Origin of the sequence: Bacillus sp. PS108 (genome assembly GCF_037963335.1) — a bacterium.
Classification (GTDB): domain Bacteria; phylum Bacillota; class Bacilli; order Bacillales; family Bacillaceae; genus Bacillus; species Bacillus subtilis.
The window spans coordinates 384,002-406,223 of sequence record NZ_CP150155.1; the positions used below are offsets into that span (position 1 = coordinate 384,002).

A 22,222-nucleotide genomic window follows, 5' to 3' on the forward strand; every position below is an offset into this window, starting at 1 on the left:
GCATATGAGCAAAAAATCGATTCAAAAGGTGTACGCACTGACACCAATGCAGGAGGGAATGCTGTATCATGCGATGCTTGATCCGCATTCTTCCTCGTACTTCACACAATTAGAGCTTGGGATTCACGGCGCTTTTGATCTTGAAATCTTTGAGAAAAGCGTCAATGAACTGATTCGGTCATACGATATTCTCCGTACGGTATTTGTGCATCAGCAGCTGCAAAAACCGCGTCAGGTCGTGTTAGCGGAACGCAAAACAAAGGTGCATTATGAGGATATCAGTCATGCAGACGAGAACCGCCAGAAGGAGCACATTGAGCGTTACAAGCAAGACGTTCAGCGCCAAGGCTTTAACCTGGCAAAAGACATATTGTTCAAGGTAGCGGTTTTCCGCCTTGATGCAGATCAGCTGTATCTTGTCTGGAGCAATCATCATATTATGATGGACGGCTGGAGCATGGGCGTCCTCATGAAAAGCCTGTTCCAAAACTATGAAGCGCTCAGAGCAGGCAGGACACCGGCAAACGGTCAGGGCAAGCCTTATTCCGATTACATCAAGTGGCTTGGAAAACAGGACAATGAAGAAGCGGAGAGCTACTGGAGCGAGCGCTTGGCGGGTTTTGAACAGCCAAGCGTGCTCCCGGGCCGCCTGCCTGTAAAAAAAGACGAATACGTCAATAAAGAATATTCCTTTACATGGGACGAAACATTGGTTGCCCGTATTCAGCAAACCGCAAATCTCCATCAAGTGACAGGGCCTAACCTATTTCAGGCCGTTTGGGGCATTGTTCTCAGCAAATACAACTTTACGGATGATGTTGTCTTCGGAACGGTCGTCTCAGGAAGGCCGTCTGAAATCAACGGAATTGAAACGATGGCGGGGCTGTTTATCAACACCATTCCGGTGCGGGTGAAAGTTGAACGAGATGCTGCATTCGCTGATATTTTCACAGCTGTTCAGCAGCATGCAGTAGAGGCAGAGCGTTACGATTACGTGCCGCTCTATGAGATTCAAAAACGCTCAGCCCTTGATGGCAATCTCTTAAACCATCTGGTCGCGTTTGAAAATTATCCGCTTGATCAAGAGCTTGAAAACGGCAGCATGGAAGACCGCCTCGGGTTTTCGATTAAGGTAGAAAGCGCATTTGAACAAACGAGCTTCGATTTCAACCTGATTGTGTATCCAGGCAAAACATGGACCGTCAAAATTAAATATAACGGAGCCGCCTTTGATTCCGCTTTTATCGAACGGACAGCGGAGCACCTTACCCGCATGATGGAAGCAGCTGTCGATCAGCCGGCCGCTTTTGTGCGTGAGTACGGGCTTGTGGGAGACGAAGAGCAGCGTCAAATTGTCGAGGTGTTTAACAGCACGAAAGCCGAACTCCCTGAAGGAATGGCTATTAATCAGGTGTTTGAAGAGCAAGCAAAACGGACGCCGGCGAGCACTGCCGTCGTATATGAAGGAACCGAGCTGACGTACCGCGAGCTGAATGCAGCGGCCAACCGTCTGGCGAGAAAGCTTGTCGAACAAGGGCTTCAAAAAGGGGAAACAGCAGCGATTATGAACGACCGCTCAGTAGAAACCGTTGTCGGCATGCTGGCTGTTTTAAAAGCAGGCGCCGCATATGTGCCGCTTGATCCAGCGCTTCCTGGGGATCGTCTTCGTTTCATGGCAGAGGACAGCTCCGTTCGAATGGTTTTGATCGGAAATTCTTATACAGGGCAGGCACATCAGCTGCAAGTGCCGGTTCTTACACTGGACATAGGCTTTGAAGAGAGCGAAGCGGCTGACAATCTCAACCTGCCATCCGCCCCGTCTGATTTGGCGTACATTATGTACACATCCGGTTCAACGGGCAAACCGAAAGGCGTCATGATCGAACATAAAAGCATTCTGCGCCTCGTCAAAAATGCCGGGTACGTTCCTGTTACTGAAGAGGACCGCATGGCGCAAACGGGAGCTGTCAGCTTTGATGCCGGAACGTTTGAGGTATTCGGCGCACTGCTGAATGGCGCAGCGCTTTATCCGGTCAAAAAAGAGACGCTGCTTGATGCGAAACAATTTGCTGCATTTCTGCGTGAGCAAAGAATCTCGACGATGTGGCTGACATCACCTTTATTCAACCAGCTTGCTGCAAAGGATGCGGGTATGTTCGGCACACTGCGCCATTTAATCATCGGCGGAGATGCCCTTGTCCCGCATATTGTCAGCAAAGTAAAACAGGCATCGCCGTCGCTTTCATTGTGGAACGGATACGGCCCGACAGAAAACACGACGTTTTCAACCAGTTTTCTGATCGACCGCGAGTATGGCGGCTCTATCCCAATCGGGAAGCCGATCGGAAATTCCACTGCCTATATTATGGATGAGCAGCAATGCCTGCAGCCAATCGGCGCGCCTGGTGAGCTTTGCGTAGGCGGAATCGGTGTAGCGCGTGGGTATGTCAATCTCCCTGAGCTGACGGAGAAGCAATTTCTCGAAGACCCGTTCAGACCGGGTGAGAGAATTTACCGCACTGGTGACTTGGCAAGATGGCTGCCGGACGGCAATATCGAATTTTTAGGCAGAATCGACAACCAAGTGAAGGTGCGCGGCTTCCGAATTGAGCTTGGCGAAATTGAAACAAAACTGAACATGGCTGAGCATGTGACAGAGGCTACGGTGATCATCCGCAAGAACAAAGCAGATGAAAATGAAATTTGCGCGTACTTCACGGCGGATCGTGAAGTGGCTGTGAGTGAGCTGAGAAAAACACTGTCTCAGTCTTTGCCTGACTATATGGTCCCTGCCCACCTGATTCAAATGGACAGCCTGCCGCTCACGCCAAACGGGAAAATCAACAAAAAGGAACTGCCTGCACCACAATCAGAAGCCGTGCAGCCGGAATACGCAGCACCAAAAACAGAGAGTGAAAAGAAATTAGCGGAGATCTGGGAAGGAATACTCGGCGTCAAAGCAGGCGTTACCGATAACTTCTTTATGATCGGCGGCCATTCTTTGAAAGCGATGATGATGACGGCGAAAATTCAAGAGCATTTTCATAAGGAAGTTCCGATAAAAGTGCTTTTTGAAAAGCCGACTATTCAAGAACTGGCACTGTATTTGGAAGAGAACGAAAGCAAGGAGGAGCAGACGTTTGAACCGATCAGGCAAGCATCTTATCAGCAGCATTATCCTGTATCCCCGGCCCAGCGGAGAATGTATATCCTCAATCAGCTTGGACAAGCAAACACAAGCTACAACGTCCCCGCTGTACTTCTGCTGGAGGGAGAAGTAGATAAAGACCGGCTTGAAAACGCGATTCAGCAATTAATCAACCGGCACGAAATCCTCCGTACATCGTTTGACATGATCGACGGAGAGGTTGTGCAAACCGTTCATAAAAACATATCGTTCCAGCTGGAGGCTGCCAAGGGACGGGAAGAAGACGCGGAAGAGATAATCAAAGCATTTGTTCAGCCGTTTGAATTAAACCGCGCGCCACTCGTCCGTTCGAAGCTTGTCCAGCTGGAAGAAAAACGCCATCTGCTGCTCATTGATATGCATCATATTATTACTGACGGAAGTTCAACAGGCATTCTAATCGGTGATCTTGCCAAAATATATCAAGGCGCAGATATGGAACTGCCACAAATTCACTATAAAGATTACGCAGTTTGGCACAAAGAACAAACTAATTATCAAAAAGATGAGGAATATTGGCTCGATGTCTTTAAAGGCGAACTGCCAATACTGGATCTTCCCGCGGATTTCGAGCGGCCTGCTGAACGGAGCTTTGCGGGAGAGCGCGTGATGTTTGGGCTTGATAAGCAAATCACGGCTCAAATCAAATCGCTCATGGCAGAAACAGATACGACAATGTACATGTTTTTGCTGGCGGCGTTCAATGTACTCCTTTCCAAGTACGCGTCACAGGATGATATCATTGTCGGCTCGCCGACAGCTGGCAGAACACATCCTGATCTGCAAGGTGTGCCGGGTATGTTTGTCAACACGGTCGCACTCAGAACGGCACCAGCGGGAGATAAAACCTTCGCGCAATTTCTTGAAGAGGTCAAAACAGCCAGCCTTCAAGCATTCGAGCACCAGAGCTATCCGCTTGAGGAGCTGATTGAAAAGCTTCCGCTTACAAGGGATACAAGCAGAAGTCCGCTGTTCAGCGTGATGTTCAACATGCAAAATATGGAGATTCCTTCATTAAGATTAGGAGATTTGAAGATTTCCTCGTATTCCATGCTTCATCATGTTGCGAAATTTGATCTTTCCTTGGAAGCGGTCGAGCGTGAAGAGGATATCGGCCTAAGCTTTGACTATGCGACTGCCTTGTTTAAGGACGAGACGATCCGCCGCTGGAGCCGCCACTTTGTCAATATCATCAAAGCGGCCGCGGCTAATCCAAACGTTCGGCTGTCTGATGTAGATCTGCTTTCATCTGCAGAAACAGCTGCTTTGCTAGAAGAAAGACATATGACTCAAATTACCGAAGCAACCTTTGTCGCTCTTTTTGAAAAACAGGCCCAGCAAACACCTGACCATCCTGCGGTGAAGGCTGGCGGAAATCTGCTGACCTATCGCGAGCTTGATGAACAGGCGAACCAGCTGGCGCATCATCTTCGTGCCCAAGGGGCCGGAAATGAAGACATCGTCGCGATTGTTATGGACCGGTCAGCTGAAGTCATGGTATCCATTCTCGGTGTCATGAAGGCGGGGGCAGCTTTCCTTCCGATTGATCCTGAGACACCTGAAGAACGAATCCGTTATTCATTAGAGGACAGCGGAGCAAAATTTGCGGTCGTGAATGAAAGAAACATGACGGCTATTGGGCAATATGAAGGGACAATCGTCAGCCTTGATGACGGTAAATGGAGAAATGAAAGCAAGGAGCGCCCATCATCCATTTCCGGGTCTCGCAATCTTGCATACGTCATTTATACGTCCGGTACGACCGGAAAGCCAAAGGGCGTGCAGATTGAGCATCGCAATCTGACAAACTATGTCTCTTGGTTTAGTGAAGAGGCGGGCCTGACGGAAAATGATAAGACTGTATTGCTTTCATCTTACGCATTTGACCTTGGCTATACGAGCATGTTCCCTGTACTTCTGGGCGGGGGCGAGCTCCATATCGTCCAGAAGGAAACCTATACGGCGCCGGATGAAATAGCGCACTATATCAAGGAGCATGGGATCACTTATATCAAACTGACACCGTCTCTGTTCCATACAATAGTGAACACCGCCAGTTTTGCAAAAGATGCGAACTTTGAATCCTTGCGCTTGATCGTCTTGGGAGGAGAAAAAATCATCCCGACTGATGTTCTCGCCTTCCGTAAGATGTATGGACATACCGAATTTATCAATCACTACGGCCCGACAGAAGCAACGATCGGCGCCATCGCCGGGCGGGTTGATCTGTCTGAGCCGGATGCATTTGCGAAACGCCCGACAATCGGACGGCCGATTGCGAATGCCGGCGCGCTTGTCTTAAATGAAGCATTGAAGCTTGTGCCGCCGGGAGCGAGCGGACAGCTCTATATCACGGGACAGGGGCTTGCGAGAGGGTATCTCAACAGGCCTCAGCTGACAGCCGAGAGATTTGTAGAAAATCCATATTCGCCGGGAAGCCTCATGTACAAAACCGGAGATGTCGTACGAAGACTTTCTGACGGTACGCTTGCATTTATCGGCCGGGCTGATGATCAGGTGAAAATCCGCGGCTACCGCATTGAGCCGAAAGAAATTGAAACGGTCATGCTCAGCCTCAGCGGAATTCAAGAAGCGGTTGTATTAGCGGTTTCCGAGGGCGGTCTTCAAGAGCTTTGCGCGTATTATACGTCGGATCAAGCTATTGAAAAAGCAGAGCTCCGGAAGCAGCTTTCCCTAACACTGCCGTCTCATATGATTCCTGCTTTCTTTGTGCAGGTTGACGCGATTCCGCTGACGGCAAACGGAAAAACCGACAGAAACGCTTTGCCGAAGCCGAACGCGGCACAATCCGGAGGCAAGGCATTGGCCGCACCGGAGACAGCGCTTGAAGAAAGCTTATGCCGCATTTGGCAGAAAACGCTTGGCATAGAAGCCATCGGCATTGACGACAATTTTTTCGATTTAGGCGGCCATTCATTAAAAGGGATGATGCTGATTGCCAACATTCAGGCGGAATTGGAGAAAAGCGTACCGCTTAAAGCACTGTTCGAGCAGCCGACTGTTCGCCAGCTGGCGGCTTATATGGAGGCGTCTGCCGTTTCAGGCGATCATCAAGTCCTCAAGCCGGCTGACAAGCAGGCTATGTATCCATTGTCATCCGCACAGAAACGGATGTACGTGCTCAATCAGCTTGACCGCCAGACAATAAGCTACAACATGCCATCTGTTCTTCTAATGGAAGGAGAGCTTGATATTTCGCGCCTGCGCGACTCACTCAATCAGCTTGTGAACCGTCACGAATCATTGCGGACGTCATTTATGGAAGCTAATGGTGAGCCTGTTCAGCGCATCATTGAGAAGGCGGAGGTTGATCTTCATGTGTTTGAAGCCAAAGAAGACGAAGCGGACCAAAAGATTAAGGAATTTATCCGGCCATTCGACTTAAACGACGCACCGCTCATTCGCGCAGCTTTGCTTCGAATAGAAGCGAAAAAACATTTGCTGCTTTTAGATATGCATCATATCATTGCAGACGGCGTCTCAAGAGGCATTTTTGTAAAAGAATTGGCGCTGCTTTACAAAGGAGAGCAGCTTCCGGAGCCGGCGCTTCATTATAAAGATTTCGCCGTTTGGCAAAATGAAGCTGAGCAAAAAGAACGGATGAAGGAGCATGAGGCGTACTGGTTGTCAGTTCTTTCAGGCGAGCTGCCAGAGCTTGATCTCCCGCTCGATTATGCCCGTCCGCCTGTGCAAAGCTTTAAAGGAGATACGATCCGTTTCCGTACGGGAAGTGAGACGGCAAAGGCGGTAGAAAAACTGCTTGCCGAAACCGGAACGACCTTGCACATGGTTCTCCATGCTGTTTTCCACGTCTTTTTAAGCAAAATTTCCGGACAGCGGGATATCGTCATCGGCTCCGTTACTGCCGGCCGGACGAATGCTGATGTTCAGGACATGCCGGGAATGTTCGTCAATACACTTGCCCTGAGAATGGAAGCGAAAGAACAGCAAACATTTGCGGAGCTTTTGGAGCAAGCAAAGCAGACGAACCTGTCAGCGCTTGAGCATCAGGAGTATCCGTTTGAAGATCTGGTTAATCAGCTTGATCTCCCTCGGGATATGAGCCGAAACCCATTGTTTAATGTGATGGTGACGACAGAAAACCCTGATAAAGAACAGCTTACATTGCAAAATCTGAGCATTTCACCTTATGAGGCTCATCAGGGAACTTCTAAGTTTGATCTGACACTGGGCGGATTTACTGATGAAAATGGCATTGGCTTGCAGCTCGAATATGCGACAGATCTGTTCGCAAAAGAAACAGCTGAAAAATGGAGCGAATACGTTCTGCGGCTACTAAAGGCTGTTGCGGATAACCCGAACCAGCCGCTTTCCAGCCTGTCACTCGTCACCGAGACAGAAAAACAAGCACTTCTTGAGGCATGGAAGGGCAAAGCGCTGCCTGTGCCGACAGACAAAACGGTTCATCAGCTATTCGAAGAGACTGTCCAGCGCCACAAAGACCGCCCGGCTGTCACATACAACGGCCAGTCTTGGACGTACGGCGAGCTGAATGCGAAGGCGAATCGTCTCGCGCGGATTCTGATGGACTGCGGCATTAGCCCGGATGACCGAGTCGGCATTCTCACGAAGCCGTCGCTTGAAATGTCCGCCGCGGTGCTCGGCGTCTTGAAAGCCGGAGCGGCGTTTGTGCCGATTGATCCTGACTACCCGGATCAGCGGATTGAGTATATTTTACAGGACAGCGGCGCGAAGCTTCTCTTGAAACAGGAAGGCATTTCAGTGCCGGATAGCTTCTCAGGAGACGTTATTCTTCTCGACGGAAGCCGCACAATTCTAAGCCTGCCGCTTGATGAAAACGACGAGGGAAATCCAGAAACCGCTGTAACCGCGGAGAACTTGGCGTACATGATTTACACGTCTGGAACGACCGGACAGCCGAAGGGTGTCATGGTCGAGCACCATGCGCTTGTGAACCTGTGCTTCTGGCACCACGACGCGTTCAGCATGACAGTGGAGGACCGCAGTGCGAAGTACGCGGGCTTTGGGTTCGACGCTTCCATTTGGGAGATGTTCCCGACCTGGACGATCGGTGCTGAACTTCACGTCATTGATGAAGCGATCCGCCTCGATATCGTCCGCCTGAACGATTACTTCGAAACGAACGGCGTAACGATCACGTTCCTGCCGACACAGCTTGCGGAACAGTTCATGGAGCTTGAGAACACATCACTTCGCGTATTGCTCACTGGAGGAGACAAGCTGAAGCGGGCAGTGAAAAAGCCGTACACACTCGTCAACAACTACGGGCCGACAGAAAATACGGTCGTTGCCACGAGTACAGAAATCCATCCGGAGGAAGGCTCGCTTTCCATCGGAAGGGCCATTGCCAATACGAGAGTATACATTCTCGGCGAGGGCAATCAGGTGCAGCCGGAAGGCGTAGCCGGAGAGCTTTGCGTGGCGGGGCGCGGACTGGCACGAGGCTATCTGAATCGAGAAGACGAAACCGCGAAGCGGTTTGTCGCTGATCCGTTTGTGCCGGGTGAGCGCATGTACCGCACCGGCGATTTGGTGAAATGGACGGGCGGCGGCATCGAATACATCGGCCGGATCGACCAGCAGGTCAAGGTCCGCGGCTACCGGATCGAGCTTTCAGAAATTGAAGTCCAGCTCGCCCAGCTTTCTGAGGTGCAGGATGCGGCGGTGACAGCTGTCGAGGATAAAGGCGGCAATACAGCGATCGCGGCGTATGTCACCCCGGAAACAGCTGATATAGAAGCACTAAAATCAACACTAAAGGAAACCCTGCCGGATTACATGATCCCGGTGTTCTGGGTGACGCTGAACGAGCTTCCGGTTACGGCAAACGGCAAAGTCGACCGCAAAGCCTTGCCTGAGCCGGACATCGAAGCGGGAAGCGGAGAATACAAAGCCCCGACGACCGACATGGAAGAGCTGCTTGCCGGCATCTGGCAGGACGTGCTTGGAATGTCTGAAGTCGGTGTCACCGACAATTTCTTCTCGCTTGGCGGAGATTCCATCAAAGGAATTCAAATGGCGAGCCGCTTGAACCAGCACGGCTGGAAGCTGGAAATGAAAGATCTCTTCCAGCACCCGACGATCGAAGAGCTCACCCAATATGTAGAGCGTGCCGAAGGCAAACAGGCAGACCAAGGCCCGGTGGAGGGCGAAATCATCCTGACGCCGATCCAGCGCTGGTTCTTTGAAAAGAACTTCACGAACAAGCACCACTGGAACCAATCGGTGATGCTTCACGCCAAGAAGGGCTTTGACCCTGAACGGGTGGAGAAAACATTGCAGGCGCTGATCGAGCATCATGACGCGCTCCGCATGGTCTATCGTGAGGAAAACGGGGACATCGTTCAGGCGTATCAACCGATCAGTGAGAGCAAGGTCAGCTTCGAAATCGTGGATCTGTACGGCTCCGATGAAGAGATGCTGAGAAGCCAGATTAAGCTTCTCGCGAACAAGCTGCAAAGCAGTCTCGATCTGCGAAACGGGCCGCTTTTAAAGGCGGAGCAATATCGCACAGAAGCTGGGGATCACCTGCTCATTGCTGTACACCATCTCGTGGTCGACGGTGTGTCATGGCGGATTTTGCTTGAAGACTTTGCTTCAGGCTACATGCAGGCTGAGAAAGAAGAGAGCCTTGTCTTCCCGCAAAAAACAAACTCCTTCAAGGATTGGGCGGAAGAACTGGCGGCATTCAGCCAATCAGCGCATCTTTTACAGCAGGCTGAATACTGGTCGCAAATTGCCGCTGAACAGGTTTCTCCTTTACCTAAGGATTGTGAAACAGAGCAGCGGATCGTCAAGGATACATCATCTGTCCTATGTGAATTAACGGCAGAAGACACTAAGCATCTTTTAACAGATGTTCATCAGCCATATGGAACTGAAATCAACGATATTCTTCTCAGCGCGCTCGGTTTGACAATGAAAGAATGGACAGAGGGTGCTAAAATCGGCATTAACCTTGAGGGACACGGCCGGGAGGACATCATCCCGAATGTGAATATCTCCAGAACGGTCGGCTGGTTTACGGCACAATACCCTGTTGTGCTCGACATATCTGACGCAGATGCCTCGGCTGTGATCAAAACAGTCAAAGAAAACCTGCGCCGCATTCCCGACAAAGGTGTTGGCTACGGCATTCTTCGTTATTTCACAGAAACAGCGGAAACAAAGGGCTTCACACCGGAGATCAGCTTCAACTATTTGGGCCAATTCGACAGTGAAGTCAAAACTGATTTCTTTGAACCGTCAGCTTTCGATATGGGGCGCCAAGTAAGCGGAGAATCAGAGGCGCTGTACGCTTTAAGCTTCAGCGGCATGATCAGAAACGGCCGGTTTGTGCTTTCCTGCTCCTACAATGAAAAGGAGTTTGAAAGAGCCACGATTGAAGAGCGAATGGAACGGTTTAAAGAAAACCTCCTGATGCTAATCCGCCATTGCACGGAAAAAGAAGACAAGGAATTCACACCAAGCGACTTTAGCGCCGAAGACCTTGAAATGGACGAGATGGGAGATATCTTTGACATGCTTGAGGAGAATTTAAAATAAAACGCAAGGGAATTACAGAAGGCGGGAGCGAAACATATGAGTCAATTTAGCAAGGATCAGGTTCAAGATATGTATTACCTATCGCCGATGCAGGAAGGGATGCTTTTTCATGCCATCCTGAATCCCGGCCAAAGCTTTTACCTTGAACAAATCACGATGAAAGTAAAAGGTAGCTTGAATATCAAATGTCTTGAAGAAAGCATGAATGTGATCATGGACCGGTACGATGTATTTCGTACCGTGTTCATTCACGAAAAAGTAAAAAGGCCTGTCCAAGTCGTATTGAAAAAACGGCAGTTCCAAATAGAAGAAATAGATCTGACACACTTAACGGGCAGCGAGCAAACAGCCAAAATCAATGAGTACAAAGAACAGGATAAGATCAGGGGTTTTGATTTGACGCGGGATATTCCGATGCGGGCAGCCATTTTCAAGAAAGCTGAAGAAAGCTTTGAATGGGTGTGGAGCTACCACCACATTATTTTGGACGGATGGTGCTTCGGCATCGTCGTACAGGATCTATTTAAGGTATACAATGCTCTGCGCGAACAAAAGCCGTACAGCCTGCCGCCCGTCAAACCGTATAAAGACTACATCAAGTGGCTTGAAAAGCAGGATAAACAAGCATCACTGCGTTACTGGCGCGAATATTTAGAGGACTTTGAAGGACAAACGACGTTTGCGGAGCAAAGAAAGAAACAAAAGGACGGCTATGAGCCGAAAGAGCTGCTCTTTTCACTGCCGGAGGCGGAAACAAAGGCTTTTACTGAGCTTGCAAAATCGCAGCATACCACTTTAAGTACGGCGCTGCAGGCAGTCTGGAGCGTATTGATCAGCCGCTATCAGCAGTCTGGCGATTTGGCCTTCGGTACAGTTGTTTCAGGGCGTCCCGCGGAAATCAAAGGCGTTGAACATATGGTCGGGCTGTTTATCAACGTTGTCCCGAGACGTGTGAAGCTGTCGGAGGGTATCACATTTAACGGCTTGCTCAAGCAGCTGCAGGAGCAATCGCTGCAGTCTGAGCCGCACCAATATGTGCCGCTTTATGACATCCAAAGCCAGGCCGATCAGCCGAAACTGATTGACCACATCATTGTTTTTGAGAACTATCCGCTTCAGGATGCGAAAAATGAAGAAAGCAGTGAAAACGGCTTTGATATGGTGGATGTTCATGTTTTTGAGAAGTCGAATTATGATCTCAACCTGATGGCTTCCCCGGGAGATGAGATGCTGATTAAGCTTGCTTATAACGAGAATGTGTTTGATGAGGCGTTTATCCTGCGCTTGAAATCTCAGCTTCTCACAGCAATTCAGCAGCTCATCCAGAATCCGGATCAGCCTGTCAGCACGATCAACCTCGTTGACGACAGGGAGAGAGAATTTTTGCTAACCGGCTTAAACCCGCCGGCTCAAGCTCATGAAACAAAGCCTCTGACGGAATGGTTCAAGGAAGCAGTGAACGTCAATCCGGATGCGCCGGCGCTTACGTATTCCGGCCAGACCCTGTCTTATCGCGAATTAGATGAGGAAGCGAACCGCCTTGCACGCCGGCTGCAAAAACAAGGTGCGGGCAAAGGCTCTGTTGTAGCGCTGTACACGAAGCGCTCACTTGAACTGGTGATTGGCATTCTCGGTGTATTAAAGGCGGGAGCAGCCTATCTGCCGGTTGATCCGAAGCTGCCAGAGGACCGAATCTCGTATATGCTGGCTGACAGTGCGGCAGCCTGTCTTCTGACGCATCAGGAGATGAAAGAACAAGCGGCTGAGCTGCCGTATACAGGCACAACGCTCTTCATCGATGATCAAACACGGTTTGAAGAACAGGCAAGCGATCCTGCAAATGCGATTGATCCTAATGATCCGGCATATATCATGTACACGTCCGGCACAACCGGAAAGCCAAAAGGCAATATGACCACTCATGCCAATATTCAAGGTTTGGTCAAGCATGTAGACTACATGGCATTTTCTGATCAGGATACGTTCTTGTCTGTTTCGAATTACGCCTTTGACGCATTTACCTTTGATTTCTATGCTTCTATGCTGAATGCGGCACGGCTCATTATCGCAGACGAACATACGCTGCTTGATACAGAACGGCTCACAGATCTGATTCTGCAAGAGAATGTCAATGTCATGTTTGCGACAACCGCACTATTTAATCTTCTCACGGATGCGGGAGAGGATTGGATGAAGGGGCTTCGCTGTATATTATTCGGCGGAGAGCGCGCCTCAGTGCCTCATGTCAGAAAAGCGCTGCGGGTCATGGGGCCGGGCAAGCTGATTAACTGCTACGGGCCGACTGAGGGAACAGTGTTTGCGACAGCTCACGTCGTGCATGATCTGCCGGATTCCATCTCCTCATTGCCGATTGGAAAGCCGATCAGCAATGCCAGTGTTTATATTCTGAACGAGCAAAGCCAGCTCCAGCCATTCGGGGCGATCGGTGAACTGTGCATCAGCGGAATGGGCGTGTCAAAAGGATATGTAAATCGTGCTGACCTCACGAAGGAAAAGTTTATTAAGAACCCGTTCAAGCCGGGAGAAACGCTTTACCGCACAGGGGATTTAGCGCGCTGGCTGCCGGATGGAACGATTGAATACGCCGGCCGTATTGACGACCAGGTCAAAATACGCGGACACCGGATTGAGCTTGAAGAAATCGAAAAGCAGCTGCAGGAATACCCAGGTGTGAAAGATGCGGTCGTTGTGGCGGACCGCCCTGAGTCTGGCGATGCATCAATCAATGCCTACCTTGTGAACCGGACGCAGCTTTCAGCTGAGGACGTGAAGGCGCACCTGAAAAAACAGCTTCCTGCTTACATGGTGCCGCAAACCTTTACCTTCTTGGATGAGATTCCTTTAACGACGAACGGGAAAGTCAATAAACGGCTGCTCCCAAAACCTGATCAGGATCAGCTGGCGGAAGAATGGATTGGACCGCGGAACGAGATGGAAGAAACAATCGCACAAATATGGTCTGAGGTTCTCGGCAGAAAGCAAATTGGCATTCATGACGATTTCTTTGCGCTCGGAGGGCATTCCTTGAAGGCCATGACCGCCGCGTCCCGCATCAAGAAAGAGCTCGGGATTGATCTTCCAGTAAAGCTTTTGTTTGAAGCGCCGACGATCGCCGGTATTTCAGCGTATTTGAAAAACGGGGGCCCTGATGGCTTGCAGGATGTAACGATAATGAATCAGGATCAGGAGCAGATCATTTTCGCATTCCCGCCGGTCTTGGGCTATGGTCTTATGTACCAAAATCTGTCCAGCCGCTTGCCGTCATACAAGCTGTGCGCCTTTGATTTTATTGAGGAGGAAGACCGGCTTGACCGCTATGCGGATTTGATCCAGAAGCTGCAGCCGGAAGGGCCTTTAACATTGTTTGGATATTCAGCGGGATGCAGCCTGGCGTTTGAAGCTGCGAAAAAGCTTGAGGAACAAGGCCGTATTGTTCAGCGGATCATCATGGTGGATTCCTATAAAAAACAAGGTGTCAGTGATCTGGACGGACGCACGGTTGAAAGTGATGTCGAAGCGTTGATGAATGTCAATCGGGACAATGAAGCGCTCAACAGCGAAGCCGTCAAACAAGGCCTCAAGCAAAAAACACATGCCTTTTACTCATACTACGTCAACCTGATCAGCACAGGCCAGGTGAAAGCAGATATTGATCTGTTGACTTCCGGCGCTGATTTTGACATGCCGGAATGGCTTGCATCATGGGAAGAAGCTACAACAGGTGTTTACCGTGTGAAAAGAGGCTTCGGAACACACGCAGAAATGCTGCAGGGCGAAACGCTAGATAGGAATGCCGGGATTTTGCTCGAATTTCTTAATACACAAACCGTAACGGTTTCATAAATGAAGTGATGAAAGGAGGAGACAGCCAATGAGCCAACTCTTCAAATCATTTGATGCGTCGGAAAAAACACAGCTCATCTGTTTTCCGTTTGCCGGCGGCTATTCGGCGTCGTTTCGCCCTCTCCATGCTTTTTTGCAGGGGGAGTGCGAGATGCTCGCTGCCGAGCCGCCGGGACACGGCACGAATCAAACGTCAGCCATTGAGGATCTCGAAGAGCTGACGGATTTGTACAAGCAAGAACTGAACCTTCGCCCTGATCGGCCGTTTGTGCTGTTCGGACACAGTATGGGTGGAATGATCACCTTCAGGCTGGCGCAAAAGCTTGAGCGTGAAGGCGTCTTTCCGCAGGCGGTTATCATTTCTGCAATCCAGCCGCCTCATATTCAGCGGAAGAAAGTGTCCCACCTGCCTGATGATCAGTTTCTCGATCATATTATCCAATTAGGCGGAATGCCCGCAGAGCTTGTTGAAAATAAGGAGGTCATGTCCTTTTTCCTGCCTTCTTTCCGATCAGATTACCGGGCTCTTGAACAATTTGAGCTTTTCGATCTGGCCCAGATCCAGTCGCCTGTTCATGTCTTTAACGGGCTTGATGATAAAAAATGCATACGAGATGCGGAAGGGTGGAAGAAGTGGGCAAAAGACATCACATTCCATCAATTTGACGGCGGGCACATGTTCCTGCTGTCACAAACGGAAGAAGTCGCAGAACGGATTTTTGCGATCTTGAATCAGCATCCGATCATTCAACCGTGATCAAAAGCGGACAGCTTCGGCTGTTCCGCTTTTTTTGTGTTGAATGCCAATTTTTGCATGGTATAATAGTCGAAATACTCAAATAAAGGCAGGTCGAAACATGCGCACGTCTCCCAGGATGAAATGGTTTGTATTGCTGTTTACGTTTGTTTTCGCCATCGGAATGAACTCATTCAGAAATTCCTTTCAATTTTTTATGCTGCCAATGGCAGATGCCTTCCATGCCGACAGGTCGCTGATCTCGGTTTCTGTCAGCATTTTTATGATCACAACCGGCATCGTCCAGTTTTTTGTCGGTTTTTTTATCGACCGTTTCAGTGTCAGAAAAATTATGGCGCTGGGAGCTGTCTGCATCAGCGCAAGCTTTTTGGTGCTTCCTTATTCACCGAATGTTCATGTGTTTTCCGCCATTTACGGTGTGCTTGGCGGAATCGGCTATTCCTGCGCGGTCGGCGTGACGACCCAGTACTTCATCAGCCGTTGGTTTGACACACATAAAGGTCTGGCGCTTGCTATTTTGACCAATGCCAACTCTGCGGGCCTGCTGCTTCTCTCGCCCATTTGGGCTGCGGCTCCGTATCATGCCGGCTGGCAGAGCACCTATACCATTTTGGGAATCGTCATGGCGGCTGTTCTGCTGCCGCTCCTCGTCTTTGGGATGAAGCACCCGCCACATGCGCAAGCGGAAACTGTGAAAAAATCTTATGATTGGCGAGGGTTTTGGAACGTGATGAAGCAATCCCGCCTCATTCATATCCTGTACTTCGGCGTGTTTACTTGCGGATTTACAATGGGAATTATTGATGCTCACCTCGTCCCGATACTGAAGGATGCGCATGTCTCTCATGTCAACGGAATGATGGCCGCGTTCGGGGCATTTATCATCATTGGCGGATTATTGGCGGGCTGGCTGTCAGATCTCCTCGGCAGCAGAAGCGTCATGCTATCCATCTTATTTTTCATTCGGCTGCTCAGCCTCATTTGCCTGCTCATTCCCATTCTCGGAATTCATCACAGCGACCTTTGGTACTTCGGGTTTATCCTGTTATTCGGGCTCAGTTACACAGGCGTGATCCCGCTGACCGCGGCGTCAATTTCGGAAAGCTATCAAACAGGATTGATCGGATCGCTGTTAGGCATCAATTTCTTTATCCATCAGGTTGCCGGAGCTCTTAGCGTGTATGCGGGCGGTTTGTTTTTTGACATGACTCATGGTTATTTGCTGATTGTCGCTGTGTGCATCGTGTTTGTGGGTTTATCGGCTGTAATAGAGCTGGTGCCGTTTTTAGATAAACAGAAGGCAAAAGAAACCCACCATTCAATATAAAAGGATCAGCACTGTCAATGCTGATCCTTTTTAAATTTGAGTTTTTTTGTTTCGGTATTTTTAAGGATAATCTCCTTGAATCTGTTCATCTCCTCTTCGGAGTGAAAAAAATGTTTGGGGATCGCAATATATTGGCCACTTGATGTATTGACCCTGAAGATATTTTTATATTCGAAAACAGCTGTAATTTCATCCCAATTGAAAATGAGGTCATATTTTTTAGAACATATACGAATTCCTTCTTGGTTCAGAGTATATGTTCTTTTCGATTTCATCCGTTCGTTCTTCTTGTATGCTCTGGAAAACTTCACATATAGAAGAAGGAGAAGCAGCAGTGTAAACAGAACGGACATCACGATAATCAACATACTGTTCATAAACAAGTTAAGCGCGTCACTGCCATAAACGATACGGGGCCATCCGTTAATGAAGTTAACTGCAGCAAATATGGCGCAAAACAACAGAAAGTAAAAGCATGATATTTTTGCGATTTGATAAAAAAAGATTTCTCTTACATCCTTAAAAGCGATTTCTCCTGGAAGATTGATACTTTCACTAGCATATTGAATCATACGGTAAACCTACACCTCTAACCATGTTTTTCCTTTCAGTCTAGCATAATTTCTCATTTTTTTGCAGGCATACCAGGGCGCTTTGTTTTTTTCTCCAGATTGATATTGCTCCCCACCACGCCAATCATAATACAAACAGCCCCGGCAAGATGATACCAGGCCAGGCTTTCGTTAAGAATCACAACTCCTGCAATCATCGTCACAATGGTAGATACATGATTAAAAGCACTCATTTTAAACGCCTCAATTCGCGACAGCGTATAGTTAGACAGAAATGAAGTGACAAGTGAAGACAGCACGCCCAAATACACAATGGCGAGAACGAAGCCGGGCTCCCGGAACGGCAGAAAATAAGTGCCGACTGTTCCCGCCGCTCCGTGACGCACAAGGGCGATGGCGTTGAAGACGACAAAGCCGATGGCTGACATGATGTAGGTGAGCTCTGTCAGCTTGAACCGCTGCGTCATTTTTCTGGCAGCAGTATTGTACATCGCTGAAGACAAAGCGGACAATAGGATCAGCAAAGACCCTTTTAAGCTGGCTGATTCCACGTCAACGCCTTTCATCACAAAAATAAACATGACGCCGGCAACGGATAAAACCGTGAACCCCTTTTGCGTCCACGTTGGGCGTTCCTTTAAAACATAAGCGGCAAAGACCATCGTGAAAATCGGAATGGCTGCCTGAATAATTCCCGCTTCAGAGGAGGACGAGTACACAAGGCCGAATGCCTGAAAGCTGAAAAATAACGCGGGATACAGCAGGGCGAGCGGCAAAATGGCAATGACGTCCTTTACGCGGATTGATAGCTTTACCCAGCCGAATAAGATCGGTACAGTGGCCGCAGCAAACGCAATGGTGAACCGATGCGCCAAAATATCAAACGGCTCTGCTGTTTGCAGTGCGATTTTTACGAATAGAAAGGATAAACCGATAATGAACGAATATAAAATAGCCGCTATATAAGCGGGGGCTTGCTGATGTTTAACCATAATGGGAAGGGCTCCTTTACCTGAATTGCAGCGCCGGTCGCTCCCTTTATTGTATGGCCGCGGTCAGAACGGTACAATGAGAAAAACAATGAACTGTACCGGTACAAAACAGGGGGAGAAGGCATGGAAAAATATATGAGTCTATTAACGAGGATAGAGGAGATGATGCAAAGCACCGCCTATCAAGAAGGAGACAGGCTTCCATCTATCCGTCAGCTGTCCGCCCGCTACCAAGTCAGCAAAAGCACAGTGATCCGCGCGCTGCAGGAGCTGGAAAAGCGCCACCTTATCTATTCTGTTCCAAAAAGCGGCTATTATATTGTGAAAAAGGCAGGGAAATCAAAAAGCGGGCAGCCTGGCCCCATCGACTTTGCCACATCTGCGCCGGACCCAGATGTGTTTCCGTATCTTGATTTTCAGCACTGCATCAACAAAGCGATTGATACATACAAAAACGATTTGTTTATTTATGGGACGCCAAAGGGGCTTCCCTCACTCATCCGCGTACTCCGAAAGCTCTTGGCCACTCAACAGGTATTTGCGGATGAACGGCATATTTTCATTACATCAGGTGTCCAGCAGGCGTTATCCTTGCTTTGTGCCATGCCGTTCCCAAATGGGAAAGAGAAGATCGCCATTGAACAGCCGGGCTACCATTTGATGGTCGAACAGCTTGAGACACTTGGGATTCCCGCCATCGGGGTGAAACGAACGGAAGAAGGGCTTGATATAGCCAAGGTTGAGCGGTTATTTCAAACAGAATCGATTAAATTTTTTTATACGATGCCGCGCTTCCATAACCCGCTTGGGTGCTCATTGTCAGAGCGTGATAAACAGGAGCTTGTGAGACTGGCAGAAGCGTATGATGTCTATCTCGTTGAGGATGATTACCTCGGTGATCTGGAGGAAAATAAAAAGGCAGATCCGCTGTACGCATATGATCTGTCCTCACATGTCATCTATTTGAAAAGCTTCTCGAAAATGATGTTCCCCGGCCTCCGCGTGGGGGCGGCTGTTTTGCCCGAAGCGCTGACTGACACGTTCTATGCGTACAAAAAGCTGAACGACATCGACTGTTCGATGATTTCTCAAGCGGCATTGGAGATTTACCTGAAAAGCGGTATGTACGGCAGGCATAAGGAGAAAATCAGAGATTCTTATAAAGAGCGGTCGCTGAGGCTACATCAAGCCATTCGAACTCACAGGCAGCTGGGGAGCGGACGCTTTACGTTCTCCAGCGGGCAGGCACCCTGTATGCACACCCATCTGGTGCTTCCTCAGGATCTGCCCGCCTCAAGAGTGATTCATAGACTGGAAAAACAAGGGGTTCTCCTTGAGGCGATAGACCGTCATTATTTATCAGATTATCCGAAAGAAAATCTATTAAAAATCAATATTTCCAATGTGAAAACGGAAGATATTGAGCGCGGTGTCAAGCTGTTGATGAGCCATTTATAAAAGCTCTTCGTACGAGACCATTGTGATATCCTCGGGGAAATCAGGGTGTGCGGCGCATACAGCCATTTTGTAGCCGGGATCGACCTCATACGTTTTGATATAGCATGGGGAATGGCTGTCCGGAAGCTCAATGGATACTTGTCCGTCCTGGTGCAGGCGCACTGAAAAGGAATCAAGCGGAAGCGATAAGCCTTTGCCTTCCTGTTTGATAAAGCTTTCTTTCATTGACCATAGATGATAAAAATAGTCTGTCTGCTCGTCCTTGTCTTTTGCTAAAAGGTCGCTGTACTCTGTTTTTGAAAAGAAGCGCTTGGCGATCTCAAGGCTGATCGGTTTCGTTTTTTCGATATCTATGCCGATCGGCTGTGAATCAAACGCGCAAATGACCCAGCGTCCGGAGTGAGAAATGTTGAAATGAGCGTCGGGAAGATCAGGGATGCACGGCTTCCCGTATTCCTGCGTGCTAAAGCGGATATCGGATTTGTCCAACTGATACTGCCTGCTTATGACTGAGCGAACGAGCACATCTCCCAGCAGGGTGCGGTGAGCATCTTCTTTATGATAAAATCTCCGGCATTTCTCCCGTTTTTCAGGTGATATGAAAGACATGAACCGTTCATTTTCTTCCTGTGAAAGCGGGCGGTCCATATAAATTCCGTAAATCTTCATTCTAGATCCTCCGTCTGCAAAAGATTGTCAAAACCATCCTATCATACTTCCACAAGACTCATATAGAGGAGAAAATAAAAAAACAAAGCCAAGGCGGCTTTGTTTTAGTGTACAGGCGGAGATGCTTTCACAGCGGCTGTCCGCCTTGCCACAGCATAATTCAGCAACTGGATTGACTGGGGCAATGAAAAGCGCAAAATAAGTCCGGTGAGGATGGCGGTCAAAATGGTGCCAAAACCGATCGGCCCGCCCATACCCCATGCCGCAAACAAAATGGTTATTTCCATGCCGTTCCGCACCCATTGCACATTCCAGCCGGTTTTTTCGGTAATCAGCATCATCAGTGAATCACGCGGCCCCGCGCCAAGGCCTGCTGATACATAAACACCGACGCCGTAACCGATCAGCACCACGCCTAGAGAGAAGACGATGATCGAGCCTGTGTAGGTCGAGGGGGCAGGCAGAATGAAATTGAAAAAATCTATAAATACACCAATGAGCACCATATTCAGGAGGGCCCCAATTTTCGGCCAAGCTCTCGTAAACAATGACGTGAATCCGACGATGAGCGCTCCAATAATGATGGACCACTGGCCGACGGTAAGCCCGAAGTGCTGAAACAGGCTGTAATGAAATGCATCCCACGGACTAATGCCGAGTGCTTTTCCTTCTATCGTCAGGGATACACCAAAAGCCAAAATGATCAAACCGGCAAAATAAAATGTCCAGCGCAGAACAAGTTCTTGCTTCACGTGAGGTCCCTTCTTTCGTAAAAATCAGTCGATTGTCATTGTAGCACATCTGACAGAAGGGCGGAATAGGCGAAAGGGGCTCAACAAAAAAACAGGGCCGCCGCAGGCGCCCTGTTCAGCGTGTTGGCAAATCCTTGCATTCGTTGTCAGGCCTGTGCTTCGGTGCTCACGAATTTAACATTCGCTGTGCTCCAATGCTCGCCCTTCCTAGACTTCAAAGGTTTTCAATCACGCTGAAAATCACAAAATCCTAAAACGAATATCGTTTTAGGATTTTGTCAATAATCTGAAACAGGGCGCGGGCGCCCTGTTTTTCTTATTACAGCGGGTTCAAAATCCGGTTCAAGAACCGCTGTGTCCGTTCTTCTTTTGGTGCGGAGAAAATTTGCTCCGGCGGTCCTTGCTCCACGATAACGCCGCCGTCGATGAAGATGACTTCATCCGCAACTTCCTGCGCGAACTTGATTTCGTGGGTCACGACGACCATGGTCCAGCCTTCATTGGCCAAGTCCTTGATAACCTTCAGCACCTCTCCGACAAGCTCGGGATCAAGCGCTGAGGTCGGTTCGTCAAACAGCATGAGCTCAGGCTGAATCGCCAGTGCGCGGGCGATGCCGACGCGCTGCTGCTGTCCGCCGGAAAGCTGGAATGGATATAAATCCATTTTGTCCTTCAATCCGACTTTATCAAGAAGCTGAATCGCTTCTTTTCTGACTTCCTCTTTGTTCCGTTTTTGCACCTGAACAGGGCCCTCCATCACGTTTTCGAGGGCTGTGCGGTGCGGGAACAGGTGATACGCCTGAAACACCATTCCGGATTTTCGGCGAAGCTTTAGGATATCCGCCTGTTTCACCTTTTTGGAGAAATCGATGGAGAAATCATCAAATGCAAGCTCTCCGCGATTCGGGATCTCCAGAGCGTTCAGGCAGCGGAGCAGCGTCGTTTTCCCTGAACCTGAAGGCCCAAGTATGGCGATGACTTTTCCTTTTTCAATCTTCATATCTATCTTTTTTAAAATTTCATTTTCACCGAATGATTTGTTTAATCCTTTAACGGTAAGCATACTCGGAACCTC

General features: G+C 49.1%; 10 protein-coding genes and 2 pseudogenes. 7 read left to right on the forward strand and 5 right to left on the reverse strand.

Annotated features, from left to right (window positions below):
• Positions 1–4: 4 nt before the first annotated feature.
• The 6 genes and pseudogenes from srfAB (NSQ16_RS01995) to NSQ16_RS02020 all read left to right on the forward strand — a co-directional run.
• A pseudogene (gene srfAB, locus NSQ16_RS01995) lies at positions 5–3,097 on the forward strand (surfactin non-ribosomal peptide synthetase SrfAB); the annotation flags it as partial.
• A 43-nt stretch (positions 3,098–3,140) separates the two neighbouring features.
• Positions 3,141–3,281, forward strand: a complete 141-nt coding sequence (gene comS, locus NSQ16_RS02000) for a competence protein ComS (protein WP_010886404.1) — start codon at positions 3,141–3,143, stop codon at positions 3,279–3,281.
• Positions 3,227–10,756 (forward strand): annotated as a pseudogene (gene srfAB, locus NSQ16_RS02005) (surfactin non-ribosomal peptide synthetase SrfAB); the annotation flags it as partial. The gene comS and the pseudogene srfAB (NSQ16_RS02005), both read left to right, overlap by 55 nt.
• A gap of 36 nt (positions 10,757–10,792) precedes the next feature.
• The gene (gene srfAC, locus NSQ16_RS02010; RefSeq protein WP_339232540.1) at positions 10,793–14,620 is read left to right on the forward strand and encodes a surfactin non-ribosomal peptide synthetase SrfAC; all 3,828 of its coding nucleotides are present in this window, start codon (positions 10,793–10,795) and stop codon (positions 14,618–14,620) included.
• Positions 14,621–14,648: 28 nt separating this feature from the next.
• The gene (gene srfAD / locus NSQ16_RS02015; RefSeq protein ID WP_024573248.1) at positions 14,649–15,377 is read left to right on the forward strand and encodes a surfactin biosynthesis thioesterase SrfAD; all 729 of its coding nucleotides are present in this window, start codon (positions 14,649–14,651) and stop codon (positions 15,375–15,377) included.
• Positions 15,378–15,477: 100 nt separating this feature from the next.
• A complete protein-coding gene (locus NSQ16_RS02020; RefSeq protein ID WP_046160045.1) occupies positions 15,478–16,704 on the forward strand; it encodes an MFS transporter in 1,227 nt (408 codons plus the stop codon).
• A 14-nt stretch (positions 16,705–16,718) separates the two neighbouring features.
• Here NSQ16_RS02020 and NSQ16_RS02025 read toward each other — a convergent pair whose 3' ends face one another.
• Both NSQ16_RS02025 and NSQ16_RS02030 read right to left on the reverse strand, forming a co-directional pair.
• On the reverse strand, positions 16,719–17,276 hold the full coding sequence (locus NSQ16_RS02025; RefSeq protein WP_327837533.1) for a YcxB family protein: 558 nt from the start codon (positions 17,274–17,276) through the stop codon (positions 16,719–16,721).
• A gap of 53 nt (positions 17,277–17,329) precedes the next feature.
• Positions 17,330–18,268: a DMT family transporter gene (locus NSQ16_RS02030; protein WP_041336873.1), complete on the reverse strand. Its 939-nt coding sequence runs from the start codon at positions 18,266–18,268 to the stop codon at positions 17,330–17,332.
• 123 nt (positions 18,269–18,391) lie between these two features.
• Between NSQ16_RS02030 and NSQ16_RS02035 the strand changes: the two genes are divergently transcribed.
• Positions 18,392–19,726, forward strand: coding sequence for a PLP-dependent aminotransferase family protein (locus NSQ16_RS02035; protein ID WP_122895023.1), 1,335 nt, complete (start codon positions 18,392–18,394; stop codon positions 19,724–19,726).
• Here the strand turns inward: NSQ16_RS02035 and NSQ16_RS02040 are convergent.
• From NSQ16_RS02040 to tcyC, 3 genes are all read right to left on the reverse strand, one after another.
• A complete protein-coding gene (locus NSQ16_RS02040; protein WP_003234549.1) occupies positions 19,721–20,395 on the reverse strand; it encodes a 4'-phosphopantetheinyl transferase in 675 nt (224 codons plus the stop codon). The two genes, NSQ16_RS02035 and NSQ16_RS02040, sit on opposite strands and share 6 nt — an antisense overlap.
• A gap of 104 nt (positions 20,396–20,499) precedes the next feature.
• Positions 20,500–21,147 carry a YitT family protein gene (locus NSQ16_RS02045; protein WP_014475783.1) on the reverse strand — a complete coding sequence of 216 codons (648 nt, stop codon included), beginning with the start codon at positions 21,145–21,147 and terminating at the stop codon, positions 20,500–20,502.
• 319 nt (positions 21,148–21,466) lie between these two features.
• Positions 21,467–22,210, reverse strand: coding sequence for a cystine ABC transporter ATP-binding protein TcyC (tcyC, locus tag NSQ16_RS02050; RefSeq protein ID WP_003246629.1), 744 nt, complete (start codon positions 22,208–22,210; stop codon positions 21,467–21,469).
• Between the last annotated feature and the right edge of the window lie 12 nt (positions 22,211–22,222).

Coding starts and splice junctions, on each gene's coding strand:
- srfAC (WP_339232540.1), top strand. CDS start 10,793: ATGAGTCAATTTAGCAAGGATCAGGTTCAAGATATGTATTACCTATCG.
- NSQ16_RS02025 (WP_327837533.1), bottom strand. CDS start 17,276: ATGATTCAATATGCTAGTGAAAGTATCAATCTTCCAGGAGAAATCGCT.
- tcyC (WP_003246629.1), bottom strand. CDS start 22,210: ATGCTTACCGTTAAAGGATTAAACAAATCATTCGGTGAAAATGAAATT.
- NSQ16_RS02035 (WP_122895023.1), top strand. CDS start 18,392: ATGGAAAAATATATGAGTCTATTAACGAGGATAGAGGAGATGATGCAA.
- NSQ16_RS02030 (WP_041336873.1), bottom strand. CDS start 18,268: ATGGTTAAACATCAGCAAGCCCCCGCTTATATAGCGGCTATTTTATAT.
- NSQ16_RS02040 (WP_003234549.1), bottom strand. CDS start 20,395: ATGAAGATTTACGGAATTTATATGGACCGCCCGCTTTCACAGGAAGAA.
- NSQ16_RS02020 (WP_046160045.1), top strand. CDS start 15,478: ATGCGCACGTCTCCCAGGATGAAATGGTTTGTATTGCTGTTTACGTTT.
- srfAD (WP_024573248.1), top strand. CDS start 14,649: ATGAGCCAACTCTTCAAATCATTTGATGCGTCGGAAAAAACACAGCTC.